The organism is Nitrospira sp. (genome assembly GCA_029194535.1).
GTDB lineage: Bacteria > Nitrospirota > Nitrospiria > Nitrospirales > Nitrospiraceae > Nitrospira_C.
This window is the reverse complement of sequence record JARFXR010000001.1, coordinates 1594168-1612506: the sequence shown is the minus strand read 5'-3', so window position 1 is coordinate 1612506 and position 18339 is coordinate 1594168. Positions and strand designations below refer to the sequence as shown.

At 59.7% G+C, this 18339-nt stretch carries 18 protein-coding genes and 1 pseudogene; 4 read left to right on the top strand and 15 right to left on the bottom strand.

Annotation, left to right across the window (positions count from 1 at the left end):
• Positions 1-13 precede the first annotated feature (13 nt).
• The 14 genes and pseudogenes from nuoF to P0111_07240 all read right to left on the bottom strand — a co-directional run bounded on the left by nuoF (position 14) and on the right by P0111_07240 (position 11112).
• Complete coding sequence (nuoF, locus tag P0111_07305) at positions 14-1306, bottom strand: NADH-quinone oxidoreductase subunit NuoF (protein ID MDF0643823.1); 1293 nt, start codon at positions 1304-1306, stop codon at positions 14-16.
• Positions 1307-1318: 12 nt separating this feature from the next.
• Entirely contained in the window at positions 1319-1783 is a 465-nt protein-coding gene (gene nuoE, locus P0111_07300) for an NADH-quinone oxidoreductase subunit NuoE (protein ID MDF0643822.1), read from the bottom strand.
• 22 nt (positions 1784-1805) lie between these two features.
• Positions 1806-3551, bottom strand: coding sequence for an NADH-quinone oxidoreductase subunit C/D (nuoC, locus tag P0111_07295; GenBank protein MDF0643821.1), 1746 nt, complete (start codon positions 3549-3551; stop codon positions 1806-1808).
• A 152-nt stretch (positions 3552-3703) separates the two neighbouring features.
• A pseudogene (locus P0111_07290) lies at positions 3704-4183 on the bottom strand (NADH-quinone oxidoreductase subunit B).
• A gap of 4 nt (positions 4184-4187) precedes the next feature.
• Complete coding sequence (gene ndhC / locus P0111_07285) at positions 4188-4631, bottom strand: NADH-quinone oxidoreductase subunit A (GenBank protein MDF0643820.1); 444 nt, start codon at positions 4629-4631, stop codon at positions 4188-4190.
• Between the two features lie 278 nt (positions 4632-4909).
• A complete protein-coding gene (locus P0111_07280; GenBank protein ID MDF0643819.1) occupies positions 4910-5185 on the bottom strand; it encodes a glutaredoxin domain-containing protein in 276 nt (91 codons plus the stop codon).
• 294 nt (positions 5186-5479) lie between these two features.
• Positions 5480-5812, bottom strand: coding sequence for a hypothetical protein (locus P0111_07275; protein ID MDF0643818.1), 333 nt, complete (start codon positions 5810-5812; stop codon positions 5480-5482).
• A gap of 39 nt (positions 5813-5851) precedes the next feature.
• A complete protein-coding gene (locus tag P0111_07270) occupies positions 5852-6592 on the bottom strand; it encodes an FAD-dependent oxidoreductase (GenBank protein ID MDF0643817.1) in 741 nt (246 codons plus the stop codon).
• 345 nt (positions 6593-6937) lie between these two features.
• Entirely contained in the window at positions 6938-7369 is a 432-nt protein-coding gene (locus P0111_07265) for a CBS domain-containing protein (GenBank protein MDF0643816.1), read from the bottom strand.
• Positions 7370-7486: 117 nt separating this feature from the next.
• On the bottom strand, positions 7487-8314 hold the full coding sequence (locus P0111_07260; protein ID MDF0643815.1) for a hypothetical protein: 828 nt from the start codon (positions 8312-8314) through the stop codon (positions 7487-7489).
• A gap of 52 nt (positions 8315-8366) precedes the next feature.
• Positions 8367-9014, bottom strand: a complete 648-nt coding sequence (locus P0111_07255) for an XRE family transcriptional regulator (protein ID MDF0643814.1) — start codon at positions 9012-9014, stop codon at positions 8367-8369.
• A gap of 171 nt (positions 9015-9185) precedes the next feature.
• The gene (locus P0111_07250) at positions 9186-9650 is read right to left on the bottom strand and encodes a hypothetical protein (GenBank protein MDF0643813.1); all 465 of its coding nucleotides are present in this window, start codon (positions 9648-9650) and stop codon (positions 9186-9188) included.
• 383 nt (positions 9651-10033) lie between these two features.
• Entirely contained in the window at positions 10034-10375 is a 342-nt protein-coding gene (locus tag P0111_07245) for a hypothetical protein (protein ID MDF0643812.1), read from the bottom strand.
• 128 nt (positions 10376-10503) lie between these two features.
• On the bottom strand, positions 10504-11112 hold the full coding sequence (locus P0111_07240) for a universal stress protein (GenBank protein ID MDF0643811.1): 609 nt from the start codon (positions 11110-11112) through the stop codon (positions 10504-10506).
• Between the two features lie 837 nt (positions 11113-11949).
• On the opposite strand from P0111_07240, the gene P0111_07235 reads away from it, so the two are divergent.
• The 4 genes from P0111_07235 (at position 11950) to P0111_07220 (ending at position 15695) form a co-directional block, all read left to right on the top strand.
• A complete protein-coding gene (locus P0111_07235) occupies positions 11950-12153 on the top strand; it encodes a hypothetical protein (GenBank protein MDF0643810.1) in 204 nt (67 codons plus the stop codon).
• A gap of 392 nt (positions 12154-12545) precedes the next feature.
• A complete protein-coding gene (locus P0111_07230) occupies positions 12546-12692 on the top strand; it encodes a hypothetical protein (protein ID MDF0643809.1) in 147 nt (48 codons plus the stop codon).
• Between the two features lie 113 nt (positions 12693-12805).
• On the top strand, positions 12806-15001 hold the full coding sequence (locus P0111_07225) for a PAS domain S-box protein (GenBank protein ID MDF0643808.1): 2196 nt from the start codon (positions 12806-12808) through the stop codon (positions 14999-15001).
• Positions 15002-15071: 70 nt separating this feature from the next.
• Complete coding sequence (locus tag P0111_07220; GenBank protein ID MDF0643807.1) at positions 15072-15695, top strand: response regulator transcription factor; 624 nt, start codon at positions 15072-15074, stop codon at positions 15693-15695.
• A 112-nt stretch (positions 15696-15807) separates the two neighbouring features.
• On the opposite strand, the gene glgP is transcribed toward P0111_07220, so the two are convergent.
• Positions 15808-18330, bottom strand: coding sequence for an alpha-glucan family phosphorylase (gene glgP / locus P0111_07215; protein MDF0643806.1), 2523 nt, complete (start codon positions 18328-18330; stop codon positions 15808-15810).
• Positions 18331-18339: the final 9 nt, after the last annotated feature.

Below are 18339 nucleotides of genomic sequence, written 5' to 3'. Positions count from 1 at the left end.
GTCCTCGCTCCGGCTACGCCGGCGCGCCCGCCACGCGCGGGCAGCGTTTCTCGTGGATGTGCCGCTCGAAATCGGCTCGACAATATTTCAAGATGCTCTGCAGCGGGTCCATCGCTCCAGGCGCCAAGGCGCAAAAGGTTCGCCCGGGACCGATCAGCTTCGTGTGCGCTGCGAGGAGATCAATGTCCTCCATCCGCCCCTGTCCGTCCTCCAGGTTCTGGAGGATTCGCTCCGTCCAGGACAATCCTTCCCAGCATGGCGTGCACCACCCGCAGGATTCCTGCGCGAAGAAGTGTTCCAGGTTTTGCGCGAAACCGACCGGGCAGGCCCGATCGTCCAGTACGATCATCGTCCCGGTACCCATGCGGCTGCCTCCTCGCGGGATCGATTCGAAGTCCATCGGCAGATCCAGGTGCTCGTCCACGAGCAACGCCGTCGAGGCGCCCCCCGGCAACAGGCCGCGGAAGGCGAAGCCGTCCCGCATGCCTCCCGCATGCTCCTCCAAAATTTCACGGATCGGCGTGCCCATGGGAAGCTCCCAGGCTCCGGGCCGTTTCACCTTGCCGCTCACGCCGTAGATTTTGGTCCCGCCGTCTTTTCCACGGGCCAGGCCGCGATACCACTCGGCGCCGTGAACGATAATGTGCGGGATGTTGCAGAGGGTCTCGACGTTCTGGACGATCGTGGGTTTGCCCCAGAGCCCGACGACTTGAGGAAAAGGCGGCTTGGAGCGGGGGATTGCGCGCTTCCCTTCCAGCGCATTGAGCAGGGCGGTTTCTTCACCGCAAATGTACCGTCCCGCGCTCGTGTGGAGGTACAGCTCGAAGCAGAAATCAGATCCGAGGATGTGCCGTCCCAAATAGACGTGGGAACGAGCCTCGGCGATGGCTTTGCGTAAACGCTCGGCCGCCAGACGGTATTCCCACCGCAGAAAGATGTAGCCGACGTTCGCCTGGATCGCATAGGCGCTTACGATCATGCCCTCGATCATCTGGTGGGGGTCCCCTTCCAGCAGAAGCCGATCCTTGAATGTGCCCGGTTCCATTTCATCGGCGTTGACCACCAGATATTTGGGACGAGGCGCGTCCGGCCCCATCGGCACGAAGCTCCACTTCCTGCCGGTCGGAAACCCGGCGCCGCCGCGCCCGCGCAGGCCGGAGTCGGTGACGAGCTTCTGCACCTCTTGGGGAGCCATCGTGCGCAACGCCTTGCGCACGGACTCATACCCCCCGGCCTTCTCGTACTCGGCCAGCCACAGCGGCTCGGCGTTCGGCCTGATGTTGCGGGTCAGCGGCTGTTCTCCCATCGGCCGGTCCTCTTATGGATACCGTTCAAGAATGCGATCGATGCTCGCGGCGGTCAGGTCTCCGTGGAGATCGTCGTCGATCATCATCGCGGGGGCTCGGTCGCAGGTTCCGAGGCAGACGATCGGGAGCAGCGTGAATCGACGGTCGCCCGTCGTCTCGCCCATCGAGATCCCCAACCGGGTTTGGAGACCCTTGCGCAGGGCGTCGCACCCGCAGACCCAGCAGCTGATGCTGTCGCACAGAAAGATCACATGCCGCCCGACGGGCTTCCGAAAGATCAAGTTATAAAACGTCGCGACGCCGTCCAGCTCATCGGGCGTCATGCCGAGCAGGGCAGCGACAGTCTTGAGACTCTCGTCGGAGACCCAGCCTCGATGTCGCTGGACGACCTTCAACGCCTCGACACAGCCTGCCTGTCTATCCGGATAGTGCGAGAGCTCTTCCTCGATTTCGCGACGTTCGATGTCAGTCAGCATAGGCAAACCGTTCAGGGTCGTTTCACCGGTCCACGTCCGCGAGTACGAAATCCACGCTGCCGAGGATGGCCACAAGGTCCGCGAGCAAAAGGCCGCGCGAGATCAATGGGACCATCTGCATGTGGGGAAAGGACGGCGTCCTGATACGCACGCGGTAGGGCCAGGGCGTGCCGTCGCTGATCAGGTAATAGCCGTTGTTGCCCTTGGTGGCCTCGATCCCGACGAACGCCTCGCCGGGCGGAATCACCGGACCCCAACTGACGCTCAGAAAGTGCGTGATCAGCGTTTCGATGTCGTGCATCGTCCGTTCCTTGATCGGGGGCGCGGCCAACGGATGCTCCGCCTTGTACGGGCCTTCCGGCATGTGGTCGAGACACTGCTCGATGATCCGGAGACTCTGCCGCATCTCCTCGACGCGCACGACCGCACGGTCGTAACAGTCGCCGTGCATCGCGATCGGAACATCGAATTCGAACCGCTCGTACCCCGAATAGGGCCGCCGTTTCCGAAAGTCCCACTCGAATCCGGTCGCGCGCAAACCGGGGCCGGTCACTCCCCATTCGATCGCTTCTTCCCTCGTATAGACGCCCACACCCCGTGTGCGGGCTTTGAAGATCGCATTGCGCATCACCAGGTCGTCGTATTCCGCGAGGCGAGGCGGAAAATAGTCCAGAAATTCACGGACCAGTCTGTCCCAGCCGTCCGGAAGATCCTGAGCCACGCCGCCGATGCGGAACCATTCCGGATGCATCCGCCCACCGCAGATCGCCTCCACGATGTGAAAGATGCGCTCCCGATCGGTGAACATGTAGAAGACCGGAGACAGCTGCCCGACATCCTGCGCAAACGTTCCGTACCAGACGAGATGGCTCGCGATGCGGAAGAATTCCGCCATCATGACCCGGATGACCTGAGCCCGATCGGGAATCTTGATGCCGGCGAGCCGTTCCACCGCCAGCACATAGGGCAACTCGTTCATGACGCCGCCCAGATAATCGATCCGGTCTGTATAAGGAATGAATGTGTGCCAGGTCTGGCGCTCGCCCATCTTCTCCGCTCCGCGGTGGTGATAGCCGATGTCCGGCACCACATCGACGATCTCCTCCTGGTCCAGTTGGAGCACGAGACGCAGAATTCCATGGGTACCGGTGTGCGCCGGGCCCAGATTGAGGAACATGAAGTCCGATGCCTCGCGCGAGCGCGTCATCCCCCATTCCTCTGGGTGAAACTTCAGCGCCTCTTCTTCTGCTTCCTGCTTGTCCTCCGGCAACGAAAACGGGCCCATTTCGGTCGCGCGGGCAGGATGATCCTTCCTGAGCGGATGGCCTTGCCAGGTCGGCGGCATCAGAATCCGGCGGAGATGCGGATGCCCGCCGAAGGTGATGCCGAACAGGTCCCAGACTTCCCGCTCGTACCAGTCGGCGGCGGGCCAGAGATCGGTGACGGTTGCGATGCCGGGAGTCGTTCCCGCCAGCGGCACCTTGAGGCGGATGTCTTCGTTCCGCTCGAACGAGAGCAGGTGATAGACCACCGTGAATTCGCCCGGAGGCTGATCCTGTCTCACCCGCCGGACCCGCTCGTCGATCGCGGTGAGGTCATACAGCATCTTATAGGGTCGATCCGCCTCATCTTTGAGATACCGGAGCATCTCACGCACCCGACCTGTCGACGTCCAGACAGTGGGAAGCGCATCGCACGTCGGTTGAACCGAGAATGCGTCCCGGCCGAATCGTCCCCGGAGTTCATCGACGATCGTGGTCCGGCTCATGTCCATTTTTCACGTTTCAGCTCGGTCATCGGCAGGCGATCGACCCCCGGGAGGTCCGTCGCTCGTTCTCGTTCGACTCGTTTGTGATCGCGCTGCGAAGGCATCAGCGGCTTCGATACCTGTCGGTCGCCGATCACCCAGCTCAGCGGCCGCCGTTCCCGACCGACCTGCTCCTGCAACAGCAACAGGCCTTCCATGAAGGTATGGGGCGGCGGCGGGCAACCGGGAAGATAGACGTCCACCGGCAGGAAAGAATCGACGCCTTGCACCACGGAATAGATGTCGTACATCCCGCCGGAATTGGCGCAGGATCCCATAGAAATCACCCAGCGAGGCTCCATCATCTGTTCGTACAGGCGCTTGATGATCGGCGCCATCTTGACGAACACGGTGCCGGCGACCACCATCACATCCGCTTCGCGCGGACTGCCCCGGACCACTTCGGCGCCGAAGCGCGCGATGTCGTACCGGCTCGTGAGGCTGGTCGCCATCTCGACGTAGCAACAGGACAAGCCGAAGTTGAACGGCCAGAGCGAATTTTTCCGCCCCCAGGCGATCAGGTCTTCCAACCGTCCCAGGACGACGCTCCGACGCACCGCGTCCGCCGGCGTGCCGTCGCCGATTCTGCCCATTCCGTCAGCCGATCGGTGATCGTCCGCCGGCTTGCTGAGCCACCAACGCATCGCGACCTTTGCGCCTCCGTACCGGTACCCGTTGGAGGGAGGTTCCCCAATCGAGCGCGCCGACCCGCCACAAATAGGCCAGCGCGATGAACAGCACCGCGATAAAGACGAGCATTTCTCCAAACCCGAGCCAGCCGGTCTCGGGCACCGCCACGGCCCAGGCGAAAAGATAGACCGCCTCCAGATCGAAGATGACGAACAACATCGCGATCAGGTAGAACTGCACGGGCAAGCGGATCTGCGCCGAGCCCGTGACGGCGATGCCGGATTCATAGGGTTCGTCCGTCGCCTGCTCGCGATGCCGCTCGCCCAGCACAGCGGAGATCCCGATCATTCCCGCCGCAATCGCCAGGACCGCGAGGCCGTAGACGGCGAAGGGCCAGAGCTGTTCGGTCACTGCAGACCTCCTTGAGAAGACGTGTTGCGAACAGCGCCGCCTGCTTGGCTCCGGCGCCTCGTACGATCGGATACATCGGCCCGTAAGTGCAATGAGAGATGCAACTCACGATCCCATCACGCTCCGCTCGAGTCGCGCCACGAAGGGACGGAACTGCCGGCGCAACCCTCTCGACGCTCTACGACGCGCGTTCCGTATCGTGCCGTTCGAGCAGTTACGCACAGGGCGTCGAGTGCGCGACCGCTCGCCGACGAATCGACCATGAGCCGTGCTTCGCCTCATGCTCTTCTCGTTGATCCGCTCTTCGTGTTCTTGCGACGGTGAAATCTCCGCAGGTGCTCGATGATCTTCTTTTCGTCGCCCGCAATGATGACGCCGCAGGACGAATCCACCAGCGTCGGCGTCTCGTTGTGTCCGGATATTCGCTTCAGGCGCTCGCGCTTGGATTTGTCCTTCGAGACGTTTCTCAAGATGCAGTCGATCACCCATTCGGACATCTTCAGGCGAACCTGCGCGCTGTACTCGCATTCTTCAAACTGATACAGCTCGAGCATGGGTTCCTCGTCTCACCTCTTCGTTCAGCGGGTCGCGCTGTCCTGCCTGCTCACGACGACCTGCATGCCGTCGGGCGTGCCGAGCTTCGACAGGCCGCTTATCCGGATCCATCGCCGGCCGCTTGAGACGTGAAAGACGCTTCTCGCCGCGGCCATAGTGTCATCTGTACGAGATTGAAGCGGCGCCGACCATCCGACAAAGCTGGAATTGTTTGTCCAACTTCAGAAGCATGACCCTGTCGTCATCACGAGGACAGAGGGACGAGGAGAGAGGAAACAGGAAGGCGGTGCGATTCAATATCCACGGCCGCCGGATCGCTCGACATATCCAAGGGCTCGAAGACATTCGTCGATGTGGTCCTGCATGGATTGCACATTGCCGGTATGCGGGTCTCCTTCCTGCGCCAGATGCCCGGCCCGCTCCTCGCACCCGGCCCGATCTTGTGGCAAGCTCGATGTCCCTTTCACCGGATGTTCCCACACCGTCTTGGCGCAGCCTATCGGCAACCCAACGACACAGCCGGCGCAGAGCAGGACACCACTCAGAAGCCGGACAACGGTCACGCTCACCGTCTGAAACTCACGGGACAATACGGGTCTTGTCCTCTTAGCCTGGAGAGACGGCATCGTGGCTCTTTATGAGATTGCAGCCGGAATGTGAACGGCTCAATAGCCGAAGAATTCCTCGGCTCGGATGTCTTCGTTCTTGACGCCGGCCTCTGTGAGCATGCTCTGCAGGCTGCCGACCATTCTCGGAGGTCCGGCCACGTAGTAAATGGGACCGACGAGGTCCTTCAGGAGTTTGTCCAACATGTGCCGACTCACCTTGCCCCGTTCACCCTGCCAGGAACGATACGAGTGCTCCGCCTGGGTCATGGTTCCGACGAACGTGTACCGCGGATTGTCTCGTTGCAGGGCTTCAAGCTCATCAAAGAATGCTGCGTCTTCAGGCCGCCGATTCGAGTAAATGAGGACCAGGTGATGAGAGAGTTCCGCTTTCGCCGCATGCAAGAGGATGCTCCGAAACGGCGTAATGCCGATACCCCCGGCCAGGAACACCGCAGGCCGCGTCGCATCAGTATGGAGGATCAAGTCGCCGAACGGACCTTCGATGGAGACCTGAGTACCAAGAGACATGGTTCGTAACACGCGCTTGAACGCCGTGTTGCGCAACCTTGTCGCCACCATCAGGATGTCGTCTTCGGGACTGCTTGCGATCGAGAAGGTTCTTTTATTGCCCTTTGCGTCCGTTTCTGGAGAATCCACCAGGGTCATGTCGATGAACTGACCCGGCGTGAACGTAAAATGCGCCGGCTTCTCGAAGCGAAAGGCCATGGTGTTCTCGGCCACCTCGTAGCGATCAATCAGTTTCACCCGGTACGTGGTGGACCACGCTTCAACGCTCATCCGTCTCTCCTGATCCGCAATCGGCCGCCTTTCCAGGACTCGGATGCGTCGGTGGTTTGCCTCAATGCGTTCAAGGGAAGCAGCGCCCGTTGTGTGCCGGTGCCGGTCAACCCTTGATGTACAGCGGGCTACCGATATGCTTGAGATTGAGATCGTTATACCGCAGACACACGCTCTGATCGGCCTCCTTTAGAGAGGCCGGCGCATCGTCAAATCGGCAACGGATCGCGATCGGTCCCGGCTTGTCGGCACAGTCCCATCTGATCTGACCACGAGCACGTCTTTCTCCTCATGGCTTTCTTCCGTGATTTTGGCATGTCAGACGACGCGACTTACCTTCTCAGATTAGGGTTCAAGGCCCATACCCACCCCTAGACCGATTCGCGCCCGTAGGAGATCGTGCCGGGTGACGGAGTACGCGACTACTCCGTCACGCTCGACCGGCAGGCTTACCACCCGATGCTCCTGCATCACCTTCGCCGCGTGGGTAATTGCCGTCGAGAGGGAGATCACCAGTCGATCCTTGCGCATGATCTGCTCCGCCGACAGCTTGTTCAGATCATGGCCCGCATCGAGCGATTTCATGACATCGAATTCATTGATGAACCCGAGATACTTGCCATGGGCATCCACCACCGGGGCGCCGGCCGTGTGGGTCGATAACAACGCCAGCGCGACCTCCATGCCGTCCTGCCCGGCATGAAACACCAACGGATTGGTGGCATCAATCTGACCCACGGTCTTGAGCCCGCCGACTGGGACGCCTGGCTTGTTCATGAGTTCCTCCTTTACTGGTTGTAGAATGACCTCGTTGATCGTTTGCCTCGGTTGTCTCGCCGATTCAGCCGCCGCCCCGCATCAGGGACGGCGGCTGCGGTTGACGTCTCCGCCTCTTTACTGCTGCTTCCCCGGTTCAAAGGCGACATCGGTCACTTTGTGTTCATCGTCCACCAGAAGCACGGCGACATCCCCTGTGGAGAGTTCCGCCACCCTCGGCTGAATGAGCGGCCGCACCTCGTACGATCGCTCTCTGCCATCCCCGGTGCGAATGACGATGGTATTGTCCTTCAAGGGCCTCACGATTCTTCCAGGAACTTGGGCGAGGTTGCCCTTCAGAGGAGACTTCTTCTGCCAGAGTTCCGCCGCACGATGGACCCCATCCCTGCTGTCAAACGTGACATCAACGATTCTGTCCATTTCATCGATGAGGAAGACGGCCTCCACGCCGACGGGAACGGAGGCCACCTTGCTTCGCGCGACCGGCCGGATGAAATAGGACTCTTCTCTGCCGCCGGCCGTGCGCAGCACGGCCTTGTCATGCCCGGTCACCAAGGCCTCGGCAAGCTGACCTCGAACGACGGCATGCCGGCTCGACTCGCCCATCACATGCGCATCGACAAGAAGATTCTGGTCGTTGACGGTGAGCTCGATCCGATCTCCCACTTTCAATTCCGGTAGCCCCTTGGCCTTTCTGACCCCCATGGGAATAAATCGCGCTTGCAGCTCGCCGGTATCAATTCGCGCCTGATCGCCTCTGATTTCCTCCACGGTGCCCAACAGGACCCTGTCGCCGGGAAGCAGCTGCGGATGCGCCGGCTCCGCCTGAGTCCCCGCGACGCTGAATGATGCTGTTGCGAGCCACCACAGGGCTAGGATCACGAGTCGCGTCAACCTGTTGCCTGCGGTGAACCGTTTCATTTCGACAAGCTGATGAGCCCACATCTTGATGCCCTCCTTCTGACGGATCCGCGCACGCCGACGGATCCGCGCAGGTTCACAGATTCTTTCTCAGCCGGACGACCTTTCCACGCACGGCGTCCCGGTTCGTCACCGGAAGATCGTCATACCTCCGGTTCTGCGGATGGAGAATACATTGACTGCCGATGCGTTTGACTTGACGAAGGAGCATGGCGTCAGAATTTCCCTCCCGGTAACGGGCGATGACATAGTCGCCGGGCTTCCACTCGAGGTCGGGATTGACGAATATCATCTCTCCTTTGCTGAACAGAGGCTCCATCGAGTCGTCCTGGACTTTCAGAGCGAACGTGCGCGTGCCCGATACATCCGTCGCCTCGATCATCGCCTCGGCATGGAGCACCTCGGGGAGTCTGTTGCTTGTCAAGATCTGACCCATGTGATCCCAGTGCAGCAGGGGAACCTTTCGGATTTGACCTGTCGCGGAATCATGTGTCTTGGCCGATAGTTCAACCGTCGTTCTCTCGCGCGCAGACACCCCGGTGCGCAGGAAGTCCGCATCCATTCGAAAATATTTCGCAAAGTGTTCCCAGACCGCAGGGTCGTTCGGGCTTCTATCGGCAAGGATATTCGTAATTGTTCGCAGAGGGACGCCGACTGCCTCGGCCAATCCTCTTTCAGTCAACCCTTCACCCAATTCCCTATAGATGAGGCCTTTGAGATTCAACGCAAAGACTCCTCGCCTGACTCGACCGAGGGCATCCCTCAGACGAATCAATAGGGGACTTGGCCGAACACTCCTTCCTCCACGGTCCTCGCGCGGGCGTCGTGTGATTCTTCCCGGACGCCAGGACCTTCTTCCTTTTCCGAGGAAGAAGGTCCTGACTCATGTTGAGCCCTAGAAGGAGAGCGCCGCCCGCTCATCCTGGTCCTTCACCGCTGCGGCAAATTTTTCGACCCGCGCGATCAACGCCTTCTCCTCAGGATCCATCTTGCTCTTGTCCTTCATCGGCACCAAGACGGCGTACGGCGCCCATTTGACGACGGTCGCGAAAATCACGTGCGCCGACTCGGTGCTGATCCCACCTTCTTTGGTCTCCAACATTTCGAGGAAGCGGTTGATGCCTTTCCGTTTACCGGTAAAATCCCCCTGGACCGCCGCTTCGCTGATCACTTCCAATTGTTTGAAGTAAGGGGCGAAGTTGCCTTTCGGGTCCAGATTCTTTTGAACCATGACTTCCATGGACACTTTGTCGATCCACTGCGGAGGAACCCAGGCCTCAGCCACGACGGGACGCAGCCAAAAGGCCGACATCACGAGTAAGGTGCAACCGCCCACTATGCTGAATAAACGTGTCGTCATCTTCTCCCCCCTTGATCCGGAAGTTAACCGCAACAAGCTCTGGCGTCTTATTGATCCGTCTCGATCCATAAGAATTCCGGAGCCGACATTGATACGCCCATCCGTCTCTGCCATTACACGAGCTCCTGCGATCGAACTGCCCACTGTATGGCTCTGTGTATTCCATTTTGCAGATTTGGGCCCGTTGTACCATCATGAAAAACAGGTTACTTTTGTCGAATAACGCAGCAAGAGCTCTGTCATTCTGTTCAGGACAAAGGCAGAGAACAGGAGGGAGATACAGGGAAAACTAGAGAAGACGCGCGATCCTTTCCTCTGGAAAGACAACCCCGCCGCCGGTTCGTCTGTTACCATCTCGCCGGACAATTCCTGTCCAACAAGCTTCAGCAGTCGTGATGAGTCCACTCACGGAGGGCCGCCTGCCGATCGAAACGCAGGCTGTATTCGTCGCAGTAACTTTCGCCCGGACCGTTAAGATCTCCACCGGTGTTGGTCCAGACTTGATACTTCCACAGGGTCTCGCCGTTGGGTAGAGATTGGGTATCCTTGGGAACTCCCAACCGTCGTTTGACTTCGGCTTGGGTGGCGTGAATCTCCATGGCCTTGTTGAGATAGATCACCTCCTCTTCTTCAAATAACACGCACCCAGCCAGCACGATCGACAGATACGCGACGAATTCGACGCTTCGATACTTCCATAGTCCGGGTTTGTGTGTGCGCGCCATGATAGGCTGCGGCCGGCGCGATGGAGGTTCGACACTTCCCGTACCCGCCGAACGCGCCACACTGGAGAGCCGATCATCGGACAGCGTGGTCGCCGCGCGCTTCCACGATCGTGCGTGAGCCAGGCTCATCACTCGACGACCCAGACGGCGCATCCGCTCGCCTGTTGCAAGAGCCGCCGCGTGATACCACCGAAAAAGAGTTTTTTCAGGCCGGAAACGCCGCGCCGGCCGACCACCAGCGTACCGTAACGGCCCGTTCGAGCCTCTTCGAGAATAGCTCCGGCCACATCGTCTTCATATCCGAACTTCAGGTGAATCCGGGAGCCGCGAAACCCCGTGGTCTCGATCGCCCGGCGAGCTTTCGACAGAATAGGAGATTCCAGTCTCTGCTCCTTCCGGTACCAGTCCTTTCGCTCTCTCCTGAGTTGCCTGCCCAACTGTTCCTCACGAACAGGATCTTCGGACCCTCCGTGCTCACGCAAAATCGGTGGCAGCGGGTTCAGCACATGAAAGAGCGTCACGCTCACGCCGGGAGTGGAGCGCAGGAGCCGTCCCACATATTTCACGGCTCGCGTTGAATCCTTGGAGCCGTCAACCGCAACCAGAATCCGCATCGGAAGGTCGCTCAGATCGGTTGAGGACCGCCCCTCGACTTTGCTGTTGAATGTGCTCCGGTCGGCTCGCTTCCGCAACAGACGTTGAGGGGCGGAAGGCGAGACAAGGAACTTCGGTTTCATGGTGAACCTCTCTCCTCGCCCTCTCTCAAACGGAACGGGAGTTCCGGTCCGAGGGGCGTCGTCCTCATAGACGTGAAGCGAAATTGAGCTTGGCTCTTGTGCATGTCTTACGCAGGGATGTTAGAGGCTCTCGCGTCATTGCGCCATCGCGAGTTTTGGATTCGCGCCTGTCGTGAATTCTTGGATTTTCAGTGTCCTTGTGGCAGGAAGCGTTGCGACGAGTCTGATCTGATTCGACCTGCCGGGAGTCGACTGATCCTGTCCGATCCAGCACTCCGGGAGCAGAAAATGAGAAGACACCGTGACCATGACTGCCGCGACCTTGTAATAAAGGATCTGAATTCGTTTCAGGTGGCTGAAGACGTTATCTTGCAAACATCACAGGTCCTCATGGACGTCGATCGTATGAAAAGCCATCACGGCCTGAAATGAGAGCGATGGGTTGAGGGTTTGAGGTGGGCTTGATCAATTCACCTGTCACATCGACAGGACATGAGAGGAGTGGCGATCGAACCATCCTCTCTGCCGAGAGGTCACCTTATGCTGGATGACGCTCATGTAAGTGAGAAAGGTATCTGATCCGAGCATTTTCGCTCAACTCGCACAGTGTGAAAGAGGAACAACGCTTCAAATAATGATCGACCCCATCAACATCGATCGCTCGTATGCTCGCCATCCTGTTGCTTTTGAGCCTCTTTTCGAACAAGTTCGGAACGCCTCTGTCGCCCAGTCAACCGGGACCAAGACTTGCCTTGTTCTCGCACTCTCTAAGAGAAGAGAAGGATACACCACTCAATCTGCGGTTCGAAGGATCCTGTCTGAGCAAGGGAGGAGTCAATGCTACAAGAAGCCACCACCGGCGATCGGATTCTTGACATGGTGAGAGCAAATCCTGACTGTACGTTGGAGGAGGTCACGCATCGGTTGCCTGAAGTTCACTGGTCCGACGTGTTTCTCGAAGTGGAACGTCTGGGTCGATTGAGCCGATTGAGGCTGACCCATCATAGCTTATTGTTTACGACCACCCTGCGCCTTCCCTAATGTCCTGAGTCTGCAATGCGCGGAATAAGTCAGGGGCATAAAGTTGTCATCAGTCAAACAGTTGGCTCCAAGAATTATCATGTGAGCTTCAGACTCAGGACACGAGAAGCTATCTCAGAATGGGTGTTCCGGTGAGAACCGGTCATGCCCGCGAAAGCGGGCGTTCAGAGTGACCTAAGAAGTCTGGATTCCCGCCTGCGCGGGAATGACGACAACAGACTCCATCCCGTCATGAACGACTTTTGAGATGGGGTCTAGGGATTGTCCTAGATTGTCAGCTTGAACGTTTTAGCCTAATTCTATGTCGATCCGATGGACCTCCGAGGCTGAGACTTTTCGACGAACGCAAAACCATCCGTCTCGACCTCAGACTCCTGGAAGGACAACCCACCGTGAGCGTTCACGACACAATGGGAAAAGCTCGCGCCACGCTGGTGGTGACCCACGCGCAAGATGGAGAACCCGATTCGCAACTTCATGCCCCGACGGGCAACGTCATCCGGCCGACGCCGGCACATCGCCTGGAAGTCGTCAATTGAGCGAGGCGGATCGTCCGGAGCGGACACTGGGTCGGAGATGATCGAAGATAAGATCTCCGAGCCGACGGAGTATGACGGGATGGCTCCCTCATAATCGTCGAAGGGACGATCCTATGCAAGACACCCAAGTTTTTGTGGAATGGAAGCGATTTCTCTCCGGCTCGCCGACCGACATCGCGGTGCGTCCGGTCATCCTGGATTCATGGACTCGTTGCGTTCGATTTGGAATGTCCGCCGAACCTCAATCGATCAACCCGCAGCGAGTCGCCGACGACGAGCTTGCCCAGCGCCTGCAAAACAACGACGAGCTGGTTGAGACCACCCGACGATACCTCCGCCTGATCTCAACGGCCCTCGAACCGATCAAGCACGCGGCCTATCTTGTCGATCGTCAAGGCATTGTCTTGGAGAGCTGCGGGAACGCTCCGGATCTCAGTCGTAACGTTGGACTCCTTCCTGGCTATGACTGGTCGGAACGCGCGATGGGAACCAACGGCCCAGGGACGGCGTTGGCGACGGGCCGGCCCGTTGCGGTGATCGGCGCCGAACACTTCATGCGTTGCCTGCACGATTGCGCGTCCGCCGCCGCACCCGTTCATGATGCGTCCGGAGCCGTCATCGGAGCGCTCACGGTCGCCACCTCCGCAACGGACGCGGCGCCGGATCGTCTGCAACTCGTCGTTCAATTCGCCGCCGCGATCGAGCAGGAGGCGGCCTCAGTCGGCCGCAGCAAGGAGGTCATCCGGCGCATCCGAGACCAGCGCGCGAGACTGGAACGGCAACTGACGAACTGCTCCTGGACCGGGGCGGCCTTCATGAGTAAAGAGCCGGCCTGCCGCGAGTTGATCGATTTGCTCCCGGTCGCCGTCTACGTCTGTGATGCGGATGGAGTCATCATCCACTACAACCGGCGCGCCGCGCAGTTCTGGGGCCGTGAGCCTCGATGCGGCGACCCTGTCGAGCGGTTTTGCGGGGCGGCCAAACTTTACCTTCCGGATGGGAGCCTGCTCTCCCACGATCGCGCTCCCATCGCGGAGGCTCTGCGCACCGGACTCCCTCAGCAGAGCCGCGAATTGATCGTCGAGCGACCTGATGGATCGCGTGTCTTCGTGCTCGCCAATCCGATTCCGATCAAGGACAAGGATGGACAAGTCACGGGCGCGCTCAATTGCCTGCTTGACGTCACTGAACTCAAGCGAACCGAAGAAGCGTTGAAAGAGAGCGAGGCGCGGACAAGGGCCATTCTGAATCACACGTTGGACGCCGTCATCGGAATGGACGAGCGGGGAGCGATCACCTATTGGAACTCGCGCGCCGAAGTGATCTTCGGCTGGACCTGCCACGAGGCCGTCGGCCGCCGACTCTCCGAGTTGATCATTCCGACCCGCTACCGGGAGAGGCATCAGCGCGGCCTGCGGCATTTTCTCGCGACCGGCCATGGCCCGTTTCTGAACCAACGCATCGAGACGACCGCGTTGAACCGTGACGGCAAGGAGTTCCCCGTGGAACTCATCCTCGCCGCGTTTAGCGAGAACGGAACATATACCTTCCACGCCTTCATCGAAGACATTACCAATCGAAAAGAAGCAGAAGACCAATTACAGCAGTCGATCAAGCAATTGCGTATGCTCTCCAGGCGCATCCAGGAGGTGAAGGAAGAAGAGCAAGCCAGGCTTGCTCGAGAGATCCACGATCAATTGGGGGTCCAGATGACCATGTTGAAGCTGGACCTCGCAGGAATGGGTGATTTGCTCGCCGGCCCGGATGTCCGAACGGCGGCGACCGCCTTACGCGGCAAGATCGACGCGATGGATAAAACGCTGGATCAGACCATTGCGATCGTCCAACGTGTCACCGCCGATCTTCGCCCCGGCGTGCTGGACGACCTCGGTCTTTTAGCCGCGATCGAGTGGCAGGCCAAAACGTTCACGTCTCGAACCGGAATTCATTGCGAGGTGATCACCGACACGGACGATCCGCAGATTGATCCCAAAAAAGCCACGGCGTTGTTTCGTATCTGCCAAGAAGCCCTCACGAATATCGCTCGACATGCTCAGGCGACCCATGTCATTGTTCGAATCGGCGAGACCCTAGGACAGATGCTGCTTGAGATAGAGGACGACGGTCGAGGCATTCCCCCCGAGAAACTCTCTGACCGCGCCTCGCTCGGACTGCTCGGCATGCGCGAGCGGGCGGAAATCCTCGGAGGAGAATTCCATGTTTCGGGAAACCACGGCCAGGGGACGATCATCACGATTCGAATGCCGACCGCTCGCGCGCAACGGGATGAGGCGGTCCAGACTCTGTGAGCCGTTGACTCGGCAGATCCTTCGAGGCGACTGTCCCCGGCGTTTGACGCCATGAACCGACGAGAGGCTCATGTTTAAGATCCTGGTGGCGGATGACTTTCCCATCTTACGGGAAGGCGTCAAAGAGGTTCTGAGCAAAGTCATGCCCGTCACGATCGGGGAAGCCAGTGACATCCCCGAAATGCTCCGACTCGTCCGGACTCAGCCCTGGGACATCCTTGTCCTGGATATCAATTTTCCGGGAGGAAGCTCCATCGACGCCCTCCGGGAGGTCAGACGCGACTATCCCAACCTTCCGGTCTTGGTGTTGAGCATGTACCCGGAGGAGCAGTATGCGCTGAGGATGTTCAAAGCCGGCGCCAATGGCTATCTGACGAAAACGGCCATCCCCGGTGAATTGGTACAGGCCATCAAGAAAGTCCTTGGAGGCGGACGATATGTCACCCCTCACGTCGGCGAGCAACTGGCCATGGCCGTCGGATTTCCCACTCCGCGCCGCGACCAACTCAGCAACCGCGAGTTGGAGGTCTTGCGGCTGATCGCGTCCGGTAAGCCGTGCTCGGAGATCGCCGCCCAATTCTCGTTGAGCGTGACCACGATCATCACCTACCGAGCCCGCATCCTCGAGAAACTTCACCTGAAAAACAACATGGAACTCACGCGGTACGCGTTGGAACAGAAATTGGTCATGTGACCGATCGGCCGGTTCATCGGTCAGAGAGCACGATCATCTTCACGGGGACGGATGACCCAGCGGCGTTTCGGCTGATGTGACGCCTCAGCAAGCGGCCGATAGGTTCCATCGGCTACCTGGCCCAAAGGATATGGTGATCTTCAAGCGGGACCGCCGCCTCCGGGTGGGCCGCTACGACGCGAGGAGTGAAGTGATCGGGCGGCCGCTCAGACTGGACGCTTCCATAATATAGATGCCAGCCCGGTGCGGTTGATGTCGTTTCATCCCTGACCAGCGGTTGACATAGACGATCTTGGTCTTCGTCCGGATCCGCATAGATTTCGACCCGAACAGAGGCAGGGTCCATCCCGTCGAAGTAAACCGGCACGATGAAGCGCCACGAGCTTCCATCACGCGTGATCCGCGCTTCTCCGAACCGGATGCGAGACCAGTGTTGATCCAGCGTCGCTTGCCACGTCAGTAGATCCTTCACCAGGCTCCCGCCGTCCTCGATCCGCTTCCGATAGTTCCGGGTCGCCGGAAGGTAGAGGGTCTCCACATACTCGCGCAACATGCGACTGCTGCTGAACAAGGTCGTGAGCCTGCCCATGCTTTCCCTGATCCTGGCGACCCAGCCGACGGGGATGCCTCGTGCGTCTCGGGCATAGAACTCCGGCACAATCTCTCGTTCCAGCAGATCATAGAGCTGCCCTGCCTCGACCGCATCCCACGCGGGATCATCGTGTTCCCGGCCGTCTCCGAGCGCCCAGCCCACCTCCGGCGAATAGGCCTCGGCCCACCAACCATCGAGTTCGGAAAGGTTGAGTCCGCCGTTGACCAGCACCTTCATCCCGCTCGTCCCGCACGCTTCCCACGGACGCCTCGGCGTGTTGATCCACACGTCCACGCCCTCCACCAGATGCTGAGCCAAGACCATGTCGTAATCCGCAAGAAAAATGACCCGCTGACGGACCACCGCCGAACGCGCGAACCGCACGAACTGTTGAACGAGCCGCTTGCCTTCTTCATCCTGCGGATGAGCCTTTCCCGCCACGACGAGTTGGACCGGTCGCTCGGAATGATTCAGAAGCCGGGTCAACCGCTCGGGATCATGGAGCAGCAACGTGGGACGTTTGTAGGCGGTGAACCGCCGGGCGAATCCGAGGGTCAGGGTCTGGGGGTCGAGGGCCTGCCGGATCGCCGAGACCGCCTCGGGATCGGCGCCGAGCAACTGATATTGGTGCACCAGCCGCTGGCGCGCATAGTCCACGAGCGCCTGGCGACCTTGCGCGCGCAATCTCCAGAGATCCTCGTCCGACCGCCTGCGGATCGCTTTGGGAAGATCGTCCAACACACCTTGCCACCACTCCCTGCCGCACGCCTCTGTCCAGAGTCGTTCCGCCCCCTCCGAATCCCACGACGGCACATGCACCCCGTTGGTCACGGACACAACCGGCACCTCGTGCTCGGGCCACTGTGGGTAGAGCGGTTGGAACAGTCGGCGGCTGACCGCCCCGTGCAGTTTGCTGACCCCGTTCACCAACAGGCTTCCTCGCATGGCCAGCGCCGCCATCGTGAAGGGTTCCTCCGCATTCTGCGGATGCGTCTGTCCCAAGCGAAGCAGCGCGTCCATCGTTATTCCCAACTGCGCGACATACTCGCGGAAGTAGCGTTGCATCAAGCCCGCCGAGAAGACATCGAATCCAGCGGCGATTGGAGTATGCGTGGTGAACACGTTGCCGGCCCGCGTGGCGCACAAGGCTTCGGCGAAGGACTGTCCGGTTCGCTCCATGGCGGCCCGGGCTCGCTCCAACACGGCAAACGCCGGATGTCCTTCGTTCAGATGACAGATCTCCACCTCGATCTCCAGGGCGACGAGCACGCGCCACCCGCCGATACCCAACACCATTTCCTGAACGAGGCGAAGCTCCGGCCGGGCATCGTACAGCTTACTCGTGATGCCCCGGTCGGCGGCGCTGTTGAGCGGATCGTTACTGTCCAGCAAATACAACTTCACCCGCCCGACCTGCGCGGACCAGACACGAAGAAATACGGTGCGTCCCGGCAGTTCGAGCGGCACACGAAGCCATTCGCCGGTGGACAGCACGACCGGTTGAACCGGCAGACTCAGAGGATCATTATATGGAAAGGCTTCGACTTGCCAGCCGTTCGAATCCAGAATTTGGCGGAAGTAGCCTTCTTGATAGAGCAGACCGATGCCGACGAGCGGCACGTCCAGATCGCTCGCGATTTTGAGCACGTCCCCTGCCAGCATTCCCAGCCCCCCCGCATAGAGCGGCAGCGTCTCGCCCAGCCCGAACTCCATGCTGAAATAGGCGATCGTCTTGAGCGCCTGCCCGGGATAGCGCTCGCGACACCAGCCGCGTTCGGCTAAATAGTTGCGCCTCGCTGCGACAACCTGTTGCAGTTCCTCTCTGAACTCCGGATCGTGCGCCGCCTGTGCCAACCGTTCGTGCCGGACATACTGAAGCACTGAACGAGGATTACGCGTCTGCTCCCAGACCTCGGGATCGAGCATGGCCCACAGCTTGTCGCTGCTATGAACCCACGTCCATCTGACATCGAGCGCCAGTTCCGCGAGGGACTTCAATTCTTCAGGCAGTGCGCGAAGCATCATGGGTAGGTGCTCAGTCATGGCATGTCC

Coding starts and splice junctions, on each gene's coding strand:
- nuoF (MDF0643823.1), bottom strand. CDS start 1,306: ATGGGAGAACAGCCGCTGACCCGCAACATCAGGCCGAACGCCGAGCCG.
- nuoE (MDF0643822.1), bottom strand. CDS start 1,783: ATGCTGACTGACATCGAACGTCGCGAAATCGAGGAAGAGCTCTCGCAC.
- nuoC (MDF0643821.1), bottom strand. CDS start 3,551: ATGAGCCGGACCACGATCGTCGATGAACTCCGGGGACGATTCGGCCGG.
- P0111_07280 (MDF0643819.1), bottom strand. CDS start 5,185: ATGCTCGAGCTGTATCAGTTTGAAGAATGCGAGTACAGCGCGCAGGTT.
- P0111_07275 (MDF0643818.1), bottom strand. CDS start 5,812: ATGCCGTCTCTCCAGGCTAAGAGGACAAGACCCGTATTGTCCCGTGAG.
- P0111_07270 (MDF0643817.1), bottom strand. CDS start 6,592: ATGAGCGTTGAAGCGTGGTCCACCACGTACCGGGTGAAACTGATTGAT.
- P0111_07265 (MDF0643816.1), bottom strand. CDS start 7,369: ATGAACAAGCCAGGCGTCCCAGTCGGCGGGCTCAAGACCGTGGGTCAG.
- P0111_07260 (MDF0643815.1), bottom strand. CDS start 8,314: ATGTGGGCTCATCAGCTTGTCGAAATGAAACGGTTCACCGCAGGCAAC.
- P0111_07250 (MDF0643813.1), bottom strand. CDS start 9,650: ATGACGACACGTTTATTCAGCATAGTGGGCGGTTGCACCTTACTCGTG.
- P0111_07245 (MDF0643812.1), bottom strand. CDS start 10,375: ATGGCGCGCACACACAAACCCGGACTATGGAAGTATCGAAGCGTCGAA.
- P0111_07240 (MDF0643811.1), bottom strand. CDS start 11,112: ATGAAACCGAAGTTCCTTGTCTCGCCTTCCGCCCCTCAACGTCTGTTG.
- P0111_07235 (MDF0643810.1), top strand. CDS start 11,950: ATGCTACAAGAAGCCACCACCGGCGATCGGATTCTTGACATGGTGAGA.
- P0111_07225 (MDF0643808.1), top strand. CDS start 12,806: ATGCAAGACACCCAAGTTTTTGTGGAATGGAAGCGATTTCTCTCCGGC.
- P0111_07220 (MDF0643807.1), top strand. CDS start 15,072: ATGTTTAAGATCCTGGTGGCGGATGACTTTCCCATCTTACGGGAAGGC.
- glgP (MDF0643806.1), bottom strand. CDS start 18,330: ATGACTGAGCACCTACCCATGATGCTTCGCGCACTGCCTGAAGAATTG.